This window comes from Rhizobium sp. 862_C5_N1_2 (assembly GCF_051811205.1).
Lineage (GTDB): Bacteria > Pseudomonadota > Alphaproteobacteria > Rhizobiales > Rhizobiaceae > Rhizobium > Rhizobium leguminosarum.
Genome location: NZ_JBPWPT010000004.1, coordinates 167,455 through 186,061, shown reverse-complemented (window position 1 = coordinate 186,061; position 18,607 = coordinate 167,455). Strand labels below are relative to the sequence as shown.

Annotated in this window: 21 protein-coding genes and 1 pseudogene; 10 read left to right on the top strand and 12 right to left on the bottom strand. The window is 59.5% G+C overall.

All coding sequences use genetic code 11. The features are described 5' to 3' along the window. Positions 1-2 precede the first annotated feature (2 nt). Positions 3-914, top strand: a complete 912-nt coding sequence (locus ACD590_RS33660; RefSeq protein WP_018246904.1) for a LysR family transcriptional regulator — start codon at positions 3-5, stop codon at positions 912-914. Between the two features lie 52 nt (positions 915-966). On the opposite strand, the pseudogene ACD590_RS33655 reads toward ACD590_RS33660, so the two are convergent. The 4 genes and pseudogenes from ACD590_RS33655 to ACD590_RS33640 form a co-directional block, all read right to left on the bottom strand. Beyond that, positions 967-1,061: pseudogene (locus ACD590_RS33655) on the bottom strand (pyridoxamine 5'-phosphate oxidase family protein); the annotation flags it as partial. A gap of 13 nt (positions 1,062-1,074) precedes the next feature. Beyond that, the gene (locus ACD590_RS33650) at positions 1,075-1,269 is read right to left on the bottom strand and encodes a hypothetical protein (protein ID WP_003538349.1); all 195 of its coding nucleotides are present in this window, start codon (positions 1,267-1,269) and stop codon (positions 1,075-1,077) included. Positions 1,270-1,326: 57 nt separating this feature from the next. Continuing rightward, positions 1,327-1,563 carry a 30S ribosomal protein S21 gene (rpsU, locus tag ACD590_RS33645; RefSeq protein ID WP_018246906.1) on the bottom strand — a complete coding sequence of 79 codons (237 nt, stop codon included), beginning with the start codon at positions 1,561-1,563 and terminating at the stop codon, positions 1,327-1,329. Positions 1,564-1,603: 40 nt separating this feature from the next. After that, on the bottom strand, positions 1,604-1,756 hold the full coding sequence (locus tag ACD590_RS33640) for a hypothetical protein (RefSeq protein WP_165505709.1): 153 nt from the start codon (positions 1,754-1,756) through the stop codon (positions 1,604-1,606). Between the two features lie 453 nt (positions 1,757-2,209). Here ACD590_RS33640 and rapA2 point away from each other — a divergent pair, with 453 nt between their 5' ends. From rapA2 to ACD590_RS33610, 6 genes are all read left to right on the top strand, one after another. Continuing rightward, positions 2,210-2,923 (top strand): calcium-binding lectin RapA2, encoded by a 714-nt coding sequence (gene rapA2, locus ACD590_RS33635; protein WP_018246908.1) that lies wholly within the window; start codon positions 2,210-2,212, stop codon positions 2,921-2,923. A gap of 198 nt (positions 2,924-3,121) precedes the next feature. After that, entirely contained in the window at positions 3,122-3,310 is a 189-nt protein-coding gene (locus ACD590_RS33630; protein ID WP_018246909.1) for a hypothetical protein, read from the top strand. A gap of 144 nt (positions 3,311-3,454) precedes the next feature. Further along, a complete protein-coding gene (locus ACD590_RS33625) occupies positions 3,455-4,732 on the top strand; it encodes a helix-turn-helix transcriptional regulator (protein ID WP_439004400.1) in 1,278 nt (425 codons plus the stop codon). 297 nt (positions 4,733-5,029) lie between these two features. Then, on the top strand, positions 5,030-6,526 hold the full coding sequence (locus tag ACD590_RS33620) for a DUF4153 domain-containing protein (protein WP_439004288.1): 1,497 nt from the start codon (positions 5,030-5,032) through the stop codon (positions 6,524-6,526). Positions 6,527-6,573: 47 nt separating this feature from the next. Next, positions 6,574-7,278 carry a response regulator gene (locus tag ACD590_RS33615; protein WP_439004287.1) on the top strand — a complete coding sequence of 235 codons (705 nt, stop codon included), beginning with the start codon at positions 6,574-6,576 and terminating at the stop codon, positions 7,276-7,278. Further along, positions 7,278-8,306, top strand: a complete 1,029-nt coding sequence (locus ACD590_RS33610; protein ID WP_168279111.1) for a sensor histidine kinase — start codon at positions 7,278-7,280, stop codon at positions 8,304-8,306. The genes ACD590_RS33615 and ACD590_RS33610 overlap by 1 nt, the downstream gene beginning before the upstream one ends. Before the next feature lie 73 nt (positions 8,307-8,379). On the opposite strand, the gene ACD590_RS33605 is transcribed toward ACD590_RS33610, so the two are convergent. Then, complete coding sequence (locus ACD590_RS33605) at positions 8,380-8,979, bottom strand: TetR/AcrR family transcriptional regulator (RefSeq protein WP_018449034.1); 600 nt, start codon at positions 8,977-8,979, stop codon at positions 8,380-8,382. A gap of 119 nt (positions 8,980-9,098) precedes the next feature. On the opposite strand from ACD590_RS33605, the gene ACD590_RS33600 reads away from it, so the two are divergent. Next, positions 9,099-9,527: a hypothetical protein gene (locus ACD590_RS33600; protein ID WP_047620554.1), complete on the top strand. Its 429-nt coding sequence runs from the start codon at positions 9,099-9,101 to the stop codon at positions 9,525-9,527. A 92-nt stretch (positions 9,528-9,619) separates the two neighbouring features. After that, entirely contained in the window at positions 9,620-10,015 is a 396-nt protein-coding gene (locus tag ACD590_RS33595) for a VOC family protein (protein WP_113543016.1), read from the top strand. Between the two features lie 177 nt (positions 10,016-10,192). Here ACD590_RS33595 and ACD590_RS33590 read toward each other — a convergent pair whose 3' ends face one another. The 7 genes from ACD590_RS33590 to otsB form a co-directional block, all read right to left on the bottom strand. Continuing rightward, complete coding sequence (locus ACD590_RS33590) at positions 10,193-10,957, bottom strand: SDR family NAD(P)-dependent oxidoreductase (RefSeq protein ID WP_131647205.1); 765 nt, start codon at positions 10,955-10,957, stop codon at positions 10,193-10,195. Between the two features lie 43 nt (positions 10,958-11,000). Continuing rightward, complete coding sequence (locus ACD590_RS33585; RefSeq protein WP_168279109.1) at positions 11,001-11,729, bottom strand: SDR family oxidoreductase; 729 nt, start codon at positions 11,727-11,729, stop codon at positions 11,001-11,003. 126 nt (positions 11,730-11,855) lie between these two features. Next, complete coding sequence (locus tag ACD590_RS33580) at positions 11,856-13,115, bottom strand: sugar ABC transporter permease (protein WP_047620556.1); 1,260 nt, start codon at positions 13,113-13,115, stop codon at positions 11,856-11,858. Next, complete coding sequence (locus tag ACD590_RS33575; RefSeq protein WP_026188811.1) at positions 13,112-13,933, bottom strand: ATP-binding cassette domain-containing protein; 822 nt, start codon at positions 13,931-13,933, stop codon at positions 13,112-13,114. Before ACD590_RS33575 ends, ACD590_RS33580 begins: the two co-directional genes overlap by 4 nt. A gap of 67 nt (positions 13,934-14,000) precedes the next feature. Next, positions 14,001-15,074, bottom strand: coding sequence for an ABC transporter substrate-binding protein (locus ACD590_RS33570; RefSeq protein ID WP_026231084.1), 1,074 nt, complete (start codon positions 15,072-15,074; stop codon positions 14,001-14,003). A 321-nt stretch (positions 15,075-15,395) separates the two neighbouring features. Then, positions 15,396-16,280 (bottom strand): helix-turn-helix domain-containing protein, encoded by an 885-nt coding sequence (locus ACD590_RS33565; RefSeq protein WP_018246919.1) that lies wholly within the window; start codon positions 16,278-16,280, stop codon positions 15,396-15,398. A gap of 200 nt (positions 16,281-16,480) precedes the next feature. Then, entirely contained in the window at positions 16,481-17,260 is a 780-nt protein-coding gene (gene otsB / locus ACD590_RS33560; protein ID WP_018246920.1) for a trehalose-phosphatase, read from the bottom strand. A 124-nt stretch (positions 17,261-17,384) separates the two neighbouring features. On the opposite strand from otsB, the gene ACD590_RS33555 reads away from it, so the two are divergent. Continuing rightward, positions 17,385-18,470, top strand: a complete 1,086-nt coding sequence (locus ACD590_RS33555; RefSeq protein ID WP_018246921.1) for an ROK family protein — start codon at positions 17,385-17,387, stop codon at positions 18,468-18,470. Positions 18,471-18,607 lie beyond the last annotated feature (137 nt).

Sequence of the window (18,607 nt, the reverse complement as noted above, 5' to 3'; positions counted from 1 at the left end):
CAGTGAAAGCAGATCTGGGTGATCTCAATGCCTTTGTTGCCGTGGCGCGCGCCGGGGGTTTTCGTGAAGGGGCTCGCGTAAACGGCAGCAGCGCCTCTTTCCTCAGCGAAGCGGTGCGTCGCCTGGAGGCCCAACTCGGCGTCAGGCTGCTCAACCGCACGACACGCAGCGTCGTCCCGACCGAAGCGGGCAAGGGCTTGCTGGAGCGGCTCGGTCCTGCTTTGAGCGAGGTAGAGTCTGCCCTCGACGTCGTCAACGGTTTTCGCGACAGGCCGGCGGGTGCATTGCGCCTCAATGTGCCGGTCAGCGCGGCGCGGCTGGTGCTGCCCGCCATCGTCCCAGCGTTCCTCGCCGCCTATCCCGATATTCGGCTGGAAGTGGTAACCGATGAGAGTTTTGTCGACGTGCTCGCGGCCGGCTGCGACGCCGGCATCCGCTATGACGAGCGGTTGGAGCAGGATATGATCGCAATACCGATCGGGCCACGCGTCCAGCGCTTTGCCATCGCCGCCTCCCCCGACTACCTGGATCGCCGCGGCCGGCTGCAACACCCGAGCCAGCTGCTCGGCCATGCCTGCATATTGGGCCGCTTCGATAGCGGTGCGATGACGGCGCCGTGGGAATTCGAGCGTGATGGCGAGATCGTGCGGGTCGATCCAACGGGGCCGCTGATCGTGCGGGTCGGCGGAGCGACCGACCTGGCCGTCGATGCAGCGATATCAGGAACAGGGATCGTCTGCCTCTTCGAGGACTGGCTGCGCCCGCATTTCGACAGCGGTGCGCTCGAGCCCATCCTCGAACCGTGGTGGCAGCGCTTCTCCGGGCCATTCCTCTATTATCCCGGACGGCGTCTGGTGCCTGCGCCGCTCCGGGCGTTCATCGATTTCGTCAAGGCATCAGCCAATCAGGCTTGATGTTTGTCGGCCAGAGACGTGCCTCCCGATCTTCGTTGAGTGCTTCCATGCGTTAGAGCTCGACCTCGGCACTGTCGCCCATATCAGGTTTCTGTTCGCGGCGGCGGCCATCTTGATATAACTGATGATCGTGCCTGGGCTGTCCCAACCACGCAGTCGATCAATGAACGCTTGGGGTTTTCATGACCATTGCGAAGTCTTCGGCAACCAGTTCACTGACGGCGATGAGAACTTCCTCCCGGGAAAAACCCGATGTCAGAGCGCGTTGGATCAGATCCTGCAGATCCGGCTCCACGACATCGCGGCAATCCTCGAGGCGTTCTTCGGAAACGGTGAGGCTATTGAGTTCGTCCATTGTCTGTCCTTTCACGGAATGTAGCAGCCGAAGCTCGGGGCTAGTTGGGAATGGCTGCTAACGGGTGGTCGCCACCCGCTTGGATCCGGCGAGCAGGCCTTCACGCTGCATCTTCTTGCGTGCGGCCTTGCGATGCCGACTGATCGCCTGCGCCTTTTCTCTGACGCGCCGTTCGGACGGCTTTTCATAGGCGCGCCGTTCCTTCATTTCACGGAACAGTCCTTCGCGCTGCATTTTCTTTTTCAAGACCCTGAGCGCTTGATCGACATTATTGTCTCTGACGAGTACCTGCATTTCAAGTTCTCCTTGTTTGGGTGGTGCGACGATCGCAGGCTCAGCCAAGCTGCTCGGCGATCAGAGCCCGCAATTCGCGGCGGGTGAGAAGGCAGGGGAACGGCTTCCAGCTCCCAGCAATGCGGCGGACAGTCTCGTCATCCTCACGCGGTTTCGCCACCGCAACCGCGGTGGCTGTATTAATGTGGTTCAAAAAGAAATCCTTTGCCGATCTCGGCCGGCGTCATCGATTGTTTGTGGGGTTGCCCGTCACGCAGCCATAACGGCGCGCTCGGATGTACAAGCGCTTCAATCATGAGCCAGCAACAGCTTAGATTTCCGCTTGATCGGGTATTCCCGCAACATAGGTATCGGCGGGCACAATTGCAACGGATGGCCCGGATGGCATGGCACGGGCATCGCCAATCGCCTTCAGATATACTCAGCGCCATTTTATTCAAGTTATCCGGGTATAGTTTCCGCCGAATTTTCTTCAATTTGGCTTGAAAGTGACATTATTCCGCCGGAATGGAAGCAACGCGGAGGTTGGCATCGAAATTAACCTTCTGTTAAATAGACCATTGACTTGTAGTATTAATAGGTTGTTAAAGGAGCCGCTCGCTGAGGTCGAAATTGACCCGCCAATAAACAATTTTAGGAGAGAGCTATGGCTTCGCCGATACATGCAACTGATGATAGTGCAACATTTAAAGAAACCGACGTTATTTCTGGAAATCTGCTTTCCAACGATTCATCCGACAACGGCCACCTGTTCCTGCGCGCCTTCGATGGCGCGAGCGTTGGCGCCAAGGCCGGCAACAGCCAGGTCACCGAGATCCAGGGCGACTACGGCACCTTCTTCGTCAAGCCCGATGGCAGCTACACCTATGTCCTGAGCGACGCTGCCAAGATCGGCTTCGCCAACGGTGAATCGTACCAGGAGAAGGTTTCCTACAAGATCTCCGACGGCAGCGGTCATACCGATGTCGGCCTGTTCACCCTGAACATCCAGGGCGTAACCCAGGTCAAGCCGATCGCGGTCGACGACCACTACAGCTTCAACGAAGGCGACGCCATCGGCGGCAACGTTCTGGACAACGACATTGCCGGCGACAACGGCAAGCTCTTCCTGCGTCAGTTCGACGGCACGAACGTCAGCGCCAAGAGCGGCCTCGACGCTGTTACCGACATCGTCGGCGACCATGGCGTCTTCCACGTCAAGCCGAATGGCGAATTCACCTACACGCTGACGGAAGACCTGGCTGCCGGCCAGAACGTCACGGAAACCGTCCAGTACTACAAGATCTCCGATGGCGAAGGCCACACGGATGCTGGCGTTCTGACGCTCAACATCACGGGCACCGACGCTCATCTTGCTTGATCAGCAGCAATAAATCATTGAGACACAACGCCCGCCGCGCAATCGGCGGGCGTCTTCATATGTCCGCTTGTTTTGACGCGCGGTGCCGGCGGGGTTCAATCATGTGCGGTTGAAGGTCTGAAAAGCGGGTATAATACTTTTTAGCTAGTTCTTATAAATGCCGGGGTGGCGTAGTCTTCATGTTCGGAGGACACGCCGTTGACCGAACACATCGAACCCAGGCAAATCGAAACAGACGATCTGACGAAAGTCTGGTCCGTGACGGAGTTCTGCGCGCGTCACCGCATAGATACCGAGGAACAAGCGCTGCTGCTCAAGCTTTTCGGGCCGTTCGCGACCGCCTCCGAATTGCTTCACAATGCCAAGCGCGCGCCAAGGTTCAGATAAAAGGTCCTTCACCTCGTTGCCTGGACGGATGTGCCGATGAGGCCCCCTCTCTCGCTCTTCAACGATCTTGCCATAATGCCCGGCAGGTCCTTCAGTGAACGAGACTGCGCAAGATATCACCCGATCGGGCGACGCTCGCTGTTCTTGCCTCTCCATAGACATTTATGCAGTAATCGAAATGGTGCGATCGTTGCAATTGGCGGAACCATCATCGTGAAAACGAGCGGCGCTAGTATGGATCATGTCGATATCATTGATGCTGTCTATCAGGCTGCGGTCCGTTCAGAATTATGGCCGGATACCCTATGCTCGATCGTTGACTACGTCGGCGCCATCGCCGGAAATATTGTCTACCAGGCGCCCGATGGTCGCGGCAGCTTTTTGATCCCCGGCCGCATGCGTGAAGATTTGAATGCGCTCTATCTTCAGCATTATACGGGAAACCCCTATGCCCGCGCATTCGAGAAGGTAAAGCCGGGTGAGATTGCAGTCGGCAATACGTTGATCGATGCAGAGGCCGTCCGGCATTCGGCGTTTTATGCCGATATCTGCGCGCCTCAGCACATCTTCAATCAGCTCTTCCTGCCGCATGCCAGCCTGCACGAGCGTGGAGGTATCGGCGGTGTCGCTCTTTTCCTGTCTCGTCAGCAAGACGAACACGCCGTCGAAGCGGCTGAAAGGCTGAAGCTGCTGAGCCCGCATATGGCGCGGGCAATCGATCTTTCCTTTCAGGTAAACCAGATCGCCCGTGCACCCGAATTGCCGCAACGGCTGATCGATGCAATGGCTGATGCGGCCGTGCTGATCGATAGTCGCGGTGCAGTCCTTCTGTTGAATGCGGCGGCCGAAGCACTGCTCAAGCAGGCCGACGGCATTTTCCTCAGCAGATCCGAGAGGCCCTCGCTTGCTGCCCATATTCCAGAGACATCCACCCGGCTATTGAACGCCATTCGCCAGGCGTTGCTGATAGCCGATGGCGAGGACACGCCGTTCGGAGGAGCTTTGGCGATCTCTCGGCCATCGGGTTTGCCACCTTATTTGGTGATGATCACGCCGCTTGCACCGACAGCGGTTTCCATATGGGATGCGGTTGACAGCGGAGCGCGCGTCCTCATTCATATCGTCGATCCGGAAGCAAAGACGCGACGGCAAGCGCAACAACTGCAACACATCTTTGGCCTGACCGAAGCCGAAACCCGGGTCGCTGCCCTGATCGGCAGCGGAATGAATTTGCCCGAGATTGCCGAGGTTCTTGGAATTTCGTCCAACACGGCAAAAACACACACTAGCCGATGCTTTGGCAAAACGGGAACTCGATCCCAGGCGGCTCTCGCCAGGTTGATTGCGTCGATCCCGATCGCGGGAAACAGGACGGCGGCGCCGTCCCGTGCGAAGGGGAAGAGCCTTCCGCGGCAATCGTAAATTCCCAAGCCATCTTCACATTCAGTATGCTTTGAAGAGGCCGCTGCGTGACCTTCATAGGTCAGGGCGATTTTCCTGAATTGCTGCTCACTCTCTGCACAGAATCTGCAATCCGGCGCGGCATCCTTCGGCCATGAGCAAGAATGACATCCCGCTCCGCTTCACTCCGCCCGCTTTGCCGGATCGCCTCCGCAATGACGGATGGTGGCTGACGGAGACAGACGGGCCTCAGGCTGCCGAGAAGGTTTCCGTGATCATGCTCGTCGTGATCGAAAAGCGCCATTTAGAGGAGCAACTATGGACGCAACCGAGACATTGACGCCACCAATCCCTCTCAGGCGCGGCAGCGGCCGAATTGCCGCGCTGCTTGGGCTCGTGGCTCTGGCGGATTTTCTAATCTTCGGCCAGCAGCCCGGGATAAATCTTTTCCTGTTTGCGCTCGCCGTCTGCGCCGGCATTCTACTTTCGGCCGGGAAGATCCGGGCGCCGTCAATGGCTGCTCTCCTGTTTGGTTTTTCGGTTCTGGCGTCGGCGCCTCTGCTGGAAGCGCCCTCATTAGCCGGCACCAGCCTTTGCTTCAGCGCGCTGATAGCGGTTGCTCTCGTCGGCGCCAGGCTTATGCCTCGCAGTCTCACCGGTCTGCCGCTAGTGTTTCTCCGTTTTGCTCTCGTCATCCCCTTGCGGCTTGCCGACGATATTAGGAAATATCTTAAGACGCCGGCCAAACGTTTCTCCTTCACCGTCGTTCGGCAGGGCGTCGGCCTCTGGATCATGCCGCTCGTTCTCGCCGCAGTCTTCGTGTTCCTCTTTGCGGCTGCGAACCCGCTTATCGAGATCGCGCTACGCAGTATTGATTTTGCCGTTCTGCTGCAGTTTCTCGATCTTTGGCGGATCGGTTTCTGGATGATGATCGCCATCATGGTCTGGGCGCTGTTGCGGCCACGCCTGAAGCGTCGCGCTGTGAGGTCGCAAGCCGGCAGGGCCCTCATGATCGTGCCCACCAGAAATGCGCCGCTCGGCCATGCCTCGCTGTTGCGGTCGCTGCTCCTGTTCAACGCGCTGTTTGCCGTGCAGACGCTTCTCGATCTCGTCTATCTCTGGGGCGGCGCAGATCTGCCCGATCACATGAGCCATGCTGAATATGCTCATCGCGGCGCCTATCCGCTGATTGCGACGGCACTTCTGGCCGCCGGTTTCGTCCTCGTTGCCATGCGGCGCGGTGGCCCCGGTGATCATAGTTCGCTCATCCGCGGCCTCGTTCACGCCTGGATCGGCCAGAACATCCTTCTCTGCCTGTCGTCCATGCTGCGGCTCGGGCTTTACGTCGAGGTCTATTCGTTGACGGAATTGCGTGTCGCTGCCGGTCTCTGGATGGGACTCGTCGCTATCGGCCTTGTCTTGATCCTGCTGCGCATTCTGCTCAACCGATCCAACGAGTGGCTGATCGCCGCCAACCTCGCCTCCCTGATTGCGATGCTCTATATCAGCGCCTTCATCGATTTCCCGGCTGTGATCGCCCGTTTCAATGTCGTCCATAGCCAGGAAATCAGCCAGGAAGGCCCACCGCTCGACCTCGATTATCTCTCCTCGCTCGGTCCTTCCGTCATTCCGGCGCTCGATCTCTATCTCCAGATGTTGCCGGGCTACCTGGTCGACAAGCGGAATCAAGCGCTGGCATTTCGGTACTACCTCGTCAGGGATTTCGAACGGCGCCCGCGTGACTGGCGGAACTGGACCTTCCGGGCGGCGCGGCTGGAGACCCATCTTCTATCTCCTGCTGCCATTGCAAGATAGAAAGAGAACGATGACAACAGGTACGAAAAACAACGCAGGACTGGTGGATGGCGCCCCGAATTCTCGTCGTCGATGACGAACCTCACATCCGCGACGTGATTTGCTTTGCGCTTGAGCGCGCCGGCCTGGCATCGATGGCCGCCCGCAACGGCACCGAAGCGATGGCGGCCTTCCGCCGAGGCAACATCGATCTCATCATTCTCGATATCGGCATGCCAGATATGGATGGCCTGGAGGTCTGCCGCCAGATCCGCAAGACGTCGGGATTGCCGATCCTGTTTCTTTCGGCGCGTGACGAGGAGATCGACAGGGTACTGGGTCTCGAAATTGGCGGAGACGATTATGTCACCAAACCTTTCAGCCCGCGAGAACTCGTGGCTAGGATCAAGGCAATTTTGAAGCGCAGCAGCAATGGGGCAGGACCTGAGAGACGCCACGCCACACTTGTTGCTGGCGCGCTCAGCCTGGATCGTCGCGGCAGGACAGTCACCTTCTGCGATGGTGAGATCGCAATGACGGCGCTCGAATTCGCAATTCTGGATGCTTTGCTGTCACGCCCCGATATGGTTTTCAGTCGCGAACAATTGATGGAAGCGGCCTATGGCGCCGGTACCTATGTCGCTGACCGGACGATCGACAGCCATATCCGCAACATCCGGGCCAAGTTCCTGGCGGCCGGCGGCCAGGGGGTCATTGCAACGGTTCACGGCATCGGCTTCAAACTCGGCAGTGAAATCGGGAGGAAGGCCTGATGCTGGCGCCCAAGGTCAAGACAAAATGGCGGCCGACGCTGGCGCTGATCGTCTATGTCGTGCTTCTTGCGGTCATGGCGCTGCCGATCCTCATCGTCATCTGGTTTCGCACCGTGGAGATGAGTTCGAACCGGATGGCACCTGCGGAAATCGGCGCCCTCGCCGTCGTATTCATGCTGACGCTCGGCGTTGCCTATGTGCTGACGCGCACCATCACCGGCCCTATCGACGCCTTGATTGCCCGCGCGGACGAGATCGCCCGTGGCGGCAAGGCGGCGATCCGACCGCTTGAAAGCTACGGAACATGCGAGATCGCTTTGCTGTCGCAAAGCTTCCTCGATCTCGCCGGAAAACTGGTCGATCGCACCGAATATATCAGCTCCTTTGCCGCCCATGTCTCCCACGAACTGAAATCGCCGCTGACGGCCATCCGCGGTGCCGCCGAACTTTTACGCGACGATGATGCGGAAAGGCCGATGACGAAGGCGCAGCGTTTGCACTTTCTCGATAACATCGTCGCCGACGCAGTCCGGCTCGATGCGTTGCTGCAGCGGCTGAGGGAACTTGCGCAGGCGGAAACCCTTGTCGCCGAGGGCAGAAGCAGCGTCACCGACATCATATCCTCACTGCGCGGGCGATTTCCCGCCCTGGATATTTCCGGCTTAGGCGATACGGAAATATCGGTTGCTCTTCCTCAGGAAGCAGCCGGCATCGTCTTTGCCAACCTTGCCGAAAACGCTCTTCAGCACGGCGCCACGCTGTTGGAACTCAGAGTATCGGCCGACGCCCGAACAGCCGTCATTCTTGTTCGTGACGACGGCAGCGGTATTTCCGAGGCAAATCGCCAACGCATCTTTCAGCCGTTCTTCTCCACCCGCCGCGAACAGGGCGGCACCGGCATGGGCCTCGGTATCGTCCGCGCCATGCTGAGCTCGCATGGCGGGACGATCCGCCTGCTGCAGACGACCGGCGCCGGCACCGAGTTCGAAATCACCATCCCGGGACCGAACTGGCGCTCCAGAGACTGATAGGGGCATTGCGCGGAAGGGCGATCCCGGCACTGCCCCGTCCTGAGCAAGGCAATGTCATCAAGCGAGTGGATCAGTTTCCAGGTTCTATCGCCGTCAATGCCGCCTGCGCGATGACATCTGCAATGCGTTTGGACAGCGCCGGGTCGGAAGCAGCGCGGGCGAGGGTTACACCGCCACTGAGCATGGCGAGTAGCAAGATCGCCTGATCTTCCCGGCGTGTTTCGGATTGACCTGGTATCTCACCCTCCGGCAAGCCGACCGCAACTTCCTCGATGAGACGTTTGAGTTCTGCCGTATAGGCGCTTCGTGTTTCATCGTCTGCGCGCATGACGTCGGGGGAGAGGCTCGGCAGAGCGCAGCTCTCGCCCAGATCGCAAGTTCTTTTAAAGCCGAGATAGTAGCCGACGAATGTCGTCAGCCAGTCTTTCGGTTGCCTGGCCTTCAGCGCCGCAATTCCTTGCCGCAGCTCTTCCAGGCCCGTCAGCACGGCGGTGCGAAAGGCTTCACCCTTGGACTTGAAGTGTCCGTAGAAGGCACCGTTGGTCACCCCTGCGGCCTTGGTCAATGCATCGATGCCAGCACCGCCATAGCCTTCCTTTCTGAAAACCTGTCCAGCCGCCGCGATGACGCGCGTTCGGGTCTCCTGCTTATGTTCGGCACTATATCGCATCTATGTCCCTTTCGGAGTGATCACTCTTTATGTCTTGCTAAGAGAGTGATCGATGTGTATTCATAAAGAGTGATCGGTATATATCAGAAGCGGTCACGGTTCAAACAGGGAGATATACGATGCCTATCACACTCACCGTGCCCGAAGGCCTACTTTCGCAGCAGGCACAGGCGCAAGCCTTTGCCGGATTGACGGACGCGGTGCTCGATGCCGCCGGCTTGACCGGCAATGACTTCATGACAGCCAATATCATCGGCACGATCAATGTGCTGCCGCAGGAGCATGTGCTTGCGGCGGGAGAGCCGATCGCTGCAGCCTTCGTCGAGCTCAAGCTGCCCGAGATCGCGCTGGTGAGCGCTGAAGCAAAACAGGCTTTCTTCGAAAAGGCGGCCGATGTCATCGAACAGGCCGCCGAAGGCCGGCTGAAGCGCGAACATATATGGTCGAACATCGTCTACGCGCCTGAAGGGGCCTGGGGTATCGCCGGCCGCAGCTACAACAATGCCGATCTCGTCGGTGCCATCCAGGGTGCGGTTGCCGCCTCGTAACGATCGCGGCGTACGCTCGGAAATCTCAGACTTGCAATGCCGGGCCGGCGACACCAAGGCGTCGCGGTCCGGCGCCTTGACGGAGCCAAGCCATGCAGCTTGCTAACTATCTGTTCTTTTCCACAGGTTGCGAAGAGGCGCTCGCCTTCTATGCCGAATGCGGGCTTGGCCGGATCACGCAATTGAAGCGCCACGGCATGGACGGGATGCCCGTTGCCAGCAAAGCCATGCGGGGCAAGGTGATGCACGCTCGTTTCGAAGGACCTGATGTTCTGTTCTTCGCCTCGGACAATCATGATGCGGAGCCGATGCGAGGCTCCGCCCACATGCTGATCATGGACGACCGCGACAGTACCGACAGCCTATTCGCACGGCTGGCCGAGGGCGGAGAGATCACGACACCACTCGCCGTCCAGCCATGGGGAAGCTACTATGGCAAGTTCACGGATCGCTTCGGTGTCCAGTGGATGCTCGATTGCCTGGCGTGAGCATGTGCTCTATGCGCGAGTGTGAGCCGATAACACCCCGATACCCGCTAAGTGTCGGCGTCTGTGTCGTAATCATTCAGAATATCGCGCGCAGAGGACAATCGGCAGGATCGCAGGGGAGACACTCGCCCCCGATCAAGCGGCTGCGAACGCCCTACCCTACCCGGTGCCCGCGTCTTACCGCGTCGTATAGCCGCCGTCGATAACCAGCACTTCGCCGGTGACATAACTTGCCGCCGCGGAGCAGAGGAACAATGCGGCACCCGCCACCTCCTCCGGCTGCCCGACGCGTCCCATCGGGGTCATGCTGCGCCAGGTCGGGAACCAGTCGGGATTGTCGATGCCGCCACGCGACAGATCGGTCTCAATATAGCCGGGGGCGATGGCGTTGACGCGGATATTCTCGGCGGCAACCTCGCTGGCGAGGCTCTTCGTCATCATGTGGACCGCCGCCTTGGAGGCGTTATAGGCGACCTGGTTCTGCGGAATGTTGGAAACGATGCCCGAAATCGAGCCGATATTGAGGATGGCGCCGCCGCCCTGACGCCGCATGGGTGCGAGTGCCGCCCGGCAGGCACGGAAGACGGTGTCGACATTGACGGTCATGATCTCGCGCCAGATGGCATCGGAGAACTCGCCGCTGTCGCCATGAATGGCGATGCCGGCATTGTTGACAAGGATGTCGAGCCGTCCTGTTCGTGAAAGGGTCTCAGCGACGAGTTCGTCGGCAGCGCTTTCCTTCATCAGGTCGGCAACAATGAAATCGCAATCGACGCCGGCCTTGGAGAGCCGGTCTTCTGCCGCTGCATTGCGGCTTCGGCCCGTGATGATGACTTTGGCGCCCGCCTCGCCGAGCGCCTCGGCGATCGCAAGCCCGATGCCGCGCGTGCCGCCGGTCACCAGCGCCACCTGTCCGTTCAGGCGAAATCTGTCGAAGATCATGTCCGTTTCCTCTCGGCGATTGTTGAAGGCGATCGCGCTTTCGTCAGATGTCGGCGCTCTGCGGCAGGATAACGAGATCGCGAATCGTAATGTTGCGTGGGCGAGTCAGCATGAAAAGCACGGCCTCGGCCACTTCGTTCGCCTCCATCAGGCCGCCCGCGGCGAGCGCCTCATCCAGCTTCTCCTGCGGCCAATCGCTGAGAAGGGCGGTGACGACCGGACCGGGAGCGATGGCGCCGACGCGCAAGCCATGCTTGGCCACCTGCCGCCTCAGCGTATGGACGAATGCCTGGACTGCATGTTTCGAGGCGGTGTAGATCGGTTCCCAGACGACCGGGATCATGCCGGCAACGGAACTCGTCAGGATGATATCGCCGGTCTTGCGCTCGACCATATGCGGCAGAACGGCATGCACCGAGCGGAATGCGGCGTTGATGTTCAGATTGAGCATGCGGTCCCAGGCATCAGGGTCGCCACCCAATACCTCACCGCCGATGTAAGAGCCGGCATTGGCGTGGAAGATATCCAGCTGGCCCGCTCTTTCCAGGATCTGCGGCATCATCCCTTCAACGCTTTTCGGATCGGTGAGATCGATGACCAACGGAATGGCGTTTGCGTCGAGTTTCGAGCAGATTTCCTTCAAGGCTTCTTCATTGCGGTCAACCAGCACGACCCGAGCGCCCGCGGCAAGCAAAGCCTTGGCGCATTCAAGGCCGATACCCGACGCCGCTCCGGTGACGGCCGCGACTTTTCCAGACAGATCCTGACCCATTTTCTTCCTCTGGTTTCCTGGTTGCTTAGAGCATCTCCGTTTTCTTCGAATCACGGAAGTGCTCTATCTCTTTGTTTTCACGCAATTCCGGACGCAAAACCGCTGCGCACTTTTGCTGAAATTGCTCTAAGCCCGGCCGTGCGAGATCCGCGATCGGCGTGCCAGCGAGTCGACGATGACGGCGACGGCAAGGACGGCGCCCGTGATCATGTATCGAAGCGACGATGACAGATCGAGAAGCGTCAGCCCGCTGGCGATCGACTGAATGACGATGATGCCGAGAAGGGCTGAATAGGCACTGCCACGCCCGCCGAACAGGCTCGTGCCGCCGATGACCGCCGCAGCGATGGCGTTGAGATTGACGTCGCCGGTGCCGGCCTGCTGACTTGCCGTCGCCAGCCGGGCGGCAGAGAGAACGCCGCCGGTTGCCGCAAGCAGGGCGCACATGACGAAGGCGCTCGTGTAGATCCGCGAGACGTTGATGCCGGAACGACGGGCCGCTTCCCTGTTGCCGCCGACGGCGTGCATGGAGCGTCCCCATTTGGTGCGCGTCAGTGCATAGTTCATGGCGACGGCGAGCCCGACGAAAAGACCGAACATCCACGGAATGCCGCGCGACTGGTTGAGATAGAACGCGACTGCTTCCAGGGCGAGTGTGATGATGACAGCGCGGATAAGCAGTCCGCGGGCCGATTTTGCCGACAAGCCGGCCGCCCGCCGGCGCGCCGACGTGCGGTAGCTGGAGAAGAAGAACGCAATGCCGGCAAGTGCTACCAGCAGATAGGCGATCGGGTCCGGCATGACCATGATCTGGCCGAAACTCACGAGCCAGGAGCCATAGGGAAGATTGATCGAACCCGTCGCTCCGAGGATATAGAGCTGCAGGCCGAGAACCGCGAGCAGTCCGGACAGGGTGGACACGAAACTCGGCATGCCGAAGCGGTTGAAGACAAACGCGTAGAGCGAGCCGATCAGGGCGCCGACGATCATCGCGGCGAGGACTGCAAGGACCACCGGCCAACCCTGGTTGACCCAGAAGACGCCGACCAGCGCCGAGGCGAAGCCGCTGACTGACCCGACGGAAAGGTCGATCTCACCCACCATCAGGATACAGACGATACCCAGCGAGATGACGCCGACCGTCGAGCAGTCGAACAGCATGTTGACGAGGTTGCTGCTGGAGAGAAACACCGGATTGAGCGCCTGAAACACCGTCCAGATGATCGCCAGGCCGACAATGACCGGCAGTGAGCCGAGATCGCCGGAGCGGATGCGATCCCAAAAGGCCTGGATCGAGCCGCCGAAACTGTCGTCATGGCGCACTCTCTCATCACGCCGGTCGAGCAACGCCGGTGCTACCGGATCATTGTCGATGGTCTTCATCATGGCCTGCCCTCCTCGTTCGGTTGGCTTTGCGCCTGGCGGCGCGACGCGCGGCGGGAGACGGAATTGTTGGATGCACCGGTGATGGCGCTGACGAGCTGCTCGTTGGACGCGTCGGGCAGCATGGTGCCGTTGTTGCGACCGAGGCGAAGGACGACGATGCGATCGGCGACGGCGCGCACATCCTCCATGTTGTGGCTGATCATGATGACAGCGAGGCCGCGTTCCCGCACGCGCTCGATGAGGTCAAGCACTTCAGCGGTCTGGGCAACGCCGAGCGCTGCTGTGGGTTCATCGAGCATGATCAGTTTCGGCTCGAGCAGCAGCGATCGGGCAATCGCTACCGTCTGGCGCTGTCCGCCGGAAAGTGAGGCGACGGGCTCGCGCACACTTGGAATGCGGGCCGAAAGCTCATTCAAGAGTTGCCAGGCGCGGATCTCCATGGCGACCTCATCGAGCTGATAGGGGCTGAGCTCCTTGCCGAGGAAGATGTTGGCGACGACGTCGAGATTTTCGCAAAGTGCCAAATCCTGGAAGACTGTTGCAATGCCGAGGCCGAGAGCAGCACTTGGGCTCGGCAGGTTTACCGGCTTGCCTTCGAACAGGATCGTGCCCGAGCTTGGCTGATGCACGCCGGCAAGGATCTTGACCAGCGTCGATTTGCCGGCGCCGTTGTCGCCCACCAGCGCCACGACCTCGCCGGCATACACATCCAATTCGATATCGCTGAGCGCCGACACCGCCCCGAAGTTCTTCGATATTCCGCGCAGACTGAGGACAGGCTGACGGGAAGGGTCAAGATTGTGAGAGGTTTCAGACATCGCCTGGCCTTTCGGAAAAAGCAAAACGGAAAGCGCGACCGGCGGCCGGTCGCGCTTTCCTTGCGGATTACTTCGTGATGCCAAGCTTCTTGCAGCCGTCGGCATAGCGGCCGGTGCACAGCTCCTCGGCGGTGTTGATCTTCTTGTCGATGATCTCGGCCTTGAGGTTTTCGGCAGTGACGACGGCAGGGACGAAAAGCTGCGCCGGCGTGTCGTAGAGCGTCATTTCGGCCTTCGGCGTTTCTCCGGCCAAGAGCTTTACGGCGACATCGGCAGCGGCGGCGGCGACGATTTCGCTCGGCTTGGAGATCGTATTGTACTGATCCCCCGCGATGATCAGCTGGAGTGCCGCGATCGTCGCATCATTGCCGGTCACCGGCGGCACGGGGTCGACACCCGCCGCCTTGAAGGCTGCGATGGCGCCGCCACCAGTGCCGTCATTGGCAGCGACCACACCGACGATCTGTTTGCCGAAGCGGGTGATTTGGCCGCCGGCCCATTGCTGGGCATTCGAGGGCTGCCAATTGGGTGTGTCGAATTCAGCAAGCGTCTTGTATCCGCCACTCGCCAGACCCTCATGAATGCCGTCCTTGATCAGCCCGGCAGCCGCATCGGTCGGCGAACCGTTGATCTGCAGGATGCCGCCTCCATCGGTCGGCACATTCTCAGCCTTCAGATGCTGGACGAGCGATTCCGCAATTGCCTTGCCGATCGCCTTGTTATCGAAGGAGACGTAGAAATCGGCCTTGCCTTTCGGAATCGGACGGTCATAGGCAATGACCTTCACACCCTGGCTCTGTGCGAGCTGGACGAGCGATGCCGCCGCCGCCGAATCCACCGGGTCCAGCACGATGACTTTGGCGCCCTGGGTGATCGCCGAATTAAACTGCTGCTGCTGTTTTGCGATATCGGCATCGGCGTTCTGATAGAGAACCTTGCACGACGCGCAAAGCTTCTTCATTTCCGCGACGAAGCCCGGGTGATCGTGCTCTTCGTAGCGGGTAGAGCCCTGATCGGGCATGAGGAATGCCACTGTCGCATCCGAAACGGCCGTTTGCGCAAAGGCGGAAGTACCGCCCAGCAAGGACAGGACAAATACCGCGGCGCCTGCCGCCTGTGTTGAGAATTTCATCATTTCCATCTCCTCCCATTGGTAAAAATTGTGTAGGTTCGTGATTGCACTGCCTGCTGTGGCCGTTCGGCTGAATGAACGGTCGCGCCTGTCCCGGCGTTTGATGTTTTTGAGGACAAGCATCTCCGATCGCGAGCCGCTCATCGCACGCCCACGTTCAAAGTCAGTGTCAGTTTTCGCTCCTCCTCCTTGTCCTCCCTCGTCCCTTGGACCGTGCTCGTTCGGCTCCTCCAGAGCATTTCCGTTTTTCTCCGAGTCACGGAAATGCTCTGTCTTTTGTTTTACGCAATTCCGGACGCGACACCGCTGCGCACTTTTGCTGGAATTGCTCTAGGCCGCCTTTGCCACATTGATATTGTCACCCAACAACCGCCGGAAACGCGAAGGCGTCATGCCTTTTTCCGCGAGAAACTGCCGGTTGAAGTTGGACAGGTTGTTGAAGCCGACCTCGAAGCAGATATCGGTGATCGATGCATGGTCATCGCTCATCAGGATCTGGCAGGCGAGATTGATGCGCAGGCGTTTCACATATTGTACCAGCGACATGCCGGTATGGCGGCGGAAGCCTCGCGAAAAGGCGCCGGTCGACTGTTCGGCGATCGCCGCGAGATCAGCTTCGTCGAAGGATTTCGTGAGGTTCTCTCTGATATAGGCGAGCGCCTTGTTGATGCCGGCCGACATGTAGCCCGATGGATCGGGCAAATAGCTCGGGCTGGCGAGAAGCTGGGAATCCTGCGCCCGGCTGAGCAGGCCGACGATCATCATGAACAGCTCGATGCGACGCACACCATGCGCCTGCTGCACCTCGTTCATCAGGGGAGCAACCTGCCGGCTGGTATCGGCGCCGAAGAGCACGCCGCGGCGGGAGGCTTCAAGAACCGGATCGAACGGGCCGAGCTCGGCCAGCACCTTCATCGTGTCACTGATGAAGCCCTCGCTGAACTGGATGAGCTGGCATCGAAGCGGAATGCTCGAGCCCTTCGGGACATCGCTGATCCAGTTGTGGGGGAGATTGGGACCAGCAAGAACGAGATTACCAGGCTCGAATTCGCCGATGAAGTCGCCGACGAAATACCGTCCCGTTGTCGCCACGACGAGATGAAGTTCGTATTCCGGGTGAAAATGCCAGCGAACAGTATGGTAGGGATAGCCATGCGCCTTCGTTGCGAAAGATTCGCCGGGCCGGATCTGAATGACTTCCAAGTCAGGTTCCATTGTCTCCTCCTCCGAGGACGGTTCCAGGCCCGCCAGCCAAATTCTTTTTGGCTTTTATTGTTGAAGGGGAGTGTAATGGGCTCATGTCCCGCCCGCCACCACGATTCCCGGTCAAAACCGATACTTTTTTGACAATTGACGCTGCGCAGCCGGCGTAAAGACGACAGCAATCCGCATTTCAGATCGTCTAAGGGCCGGCCTCAGGCGGCCAGGGCTGCAATGACGTTTCTGACCAGCGCAGAAGAGGACAGCCGGCTTGTGGCACAGCTAGGGGCGCCGATCGCACCGACACGCACGGAAACGCCGCCGCGCGCATTGGCGATCGCAAACATCGACTCGTCGGTCAGATCATCGCCGATGGTAATCGGGCAGCGGTTCTTGAACGGGTCGGACTGGAAAAACCGTTCCAGCGCATCGCCCTTGCTCGACCGTGCCGGACGCAGCTCGAATACCATCTTGCCGAGCTGCAATGCCCAGTTCGGCCCGGCGAGCTCAGCATAGTGGTGCATGCGGTCTGCGAGCACCTTTTCATATTCGGGCGCGAGCCGGTAATGGGCGGCAACGGCCGCACCCTTATCCTCGATCAAGACTCCAGGATAGTGCTCGGCTTCCTCCGTCAGCGCATGCTTCAGCGCCTGAAACTCAGCTGTCGCCTCGACCGTCTGCATGCCCGCGGCGTTCCTGATTTCCGCGCCGTGCAGGCCTGCTGTCGGAAATGCAAAGGGTTTGAACAGCGCGTCTGCATAGGCAAGCGATCGGCCGGTGACCAGTGCCAAGGCACCGCCAAGCTTGTTCGACAGGCGATGAAGTTGTCCGGGGAGCGCCTCTGGGACCTCGATCGCATCCGGCGTGGGCGCGAGATTGAGCAGCGTCCCATCGATATCGAGAAACATCGCCCAGTGGTCGGGCTCTTCCAAGACCAGTGAAAGCATTTCCTGAGTAGCGTCGTCGTCCTGCACGGCATTCTCCAAACTCTGCAATCATTGAAGCTAGGTCGCCGGCCAACAAGGACAAGGTGGCTTTTCAGACTCCGGAACATCCTAAGGCTAGTCCGCGTTGTGTCTCGCCGCCCGTTCGAGCACTCGCGCCCTAGAAGGTACATTGATGGCCAAAAGCAGTTCAGATCCCCGTGATGAGGTCAATGCCCCGCTGGCACATGGCGCTTTAAACCTGCCATTGGTGGTGATCGACGATTACAACAACGAACTGCGTGACAAGAATGGTTTCGTTGGCGACAACGCAAACAAGAAGACTTTCCAACAGAAGCTTGATGATTGGAGAAAACGCATCCGCAAGGTCGGAGACGACCCGATCGGCAAGATTGAGACCGACAAGCTCTCCAAGAAAAAAATCGACGCTATTTTGAAGGGCGATGATTTGGCGGCGGCGGCGTTGATCATGGGGGCTGTGGAGGATTTTGCCCAGGACTTTGCCGATGTGATAGGCAAGTTTCTGAAGGACAAACGCTGGGGAAAGACGGAACGCATCGTCGTTGGCGGCGGCTTCCGACGGAGCCACTTTGGCGAACTGGCGATCGCCAGGACGATGGTTATTCTCAAGGCGGCCGGCATCGCCGTCGAGGTCGTGCCGATCGTTCACCACCCCGATGAGGCCGGACTGATCGGCGCGGTCCACCTGATGCCCCGCTGGATGTTCAAAGGCCACGAGGCCATCCTCGCCGTCGATATCGGCGGCACCAATGTTCGCGCCGGCGTCGTCAAATTCGGAAAGGACGACGTGCCGAATTTTGCGGATGCAAGCGTCTGGGATTCGGCCATCTGGCGTCATGCCGACGACGAGCCGAGCCGAACTGCGACCATCGAGAAGTTGGCCGCGATGTTGCGGGATCTGATCGGTAAGGCCGAAAAGGCCAATCTCAAGCCGGCGCCCATCATCGGGATCGCATGCCCCGGCATCATCAAAGCCGATGGCTCCATCGAACGCGGCGGACAGAACCTGCCCGGCGGAAACTGGGAGAGCGACAGCTTCAACCTTCCTGCCGCACTGATGAAGGCCATTCCTGAGATCGGCGACGATAGCACATTCGTGATGATGCACAACGATGCCGTCGTGCAGGGATTGTCGCAGATCCCTTTTATGAACGACGTGTCGAGATGGGCAGTGCTGACCATCGGCACGGGGTTGGGCAACGCGCATTTTACCAATCGCGAAGGAACGAAGGCGCGGTAGGCTCAGCAATTCGAGACGTCCGGCGCTGCCCCATGACGCATTTCGGGGTGCGCTTCAAGATGAGAGCCCTCCCCTTTCCTGCCCACGTTGGAATACATGGTGATAACTCCGACAGACGGTTCTCGGCAGGTTTAAAT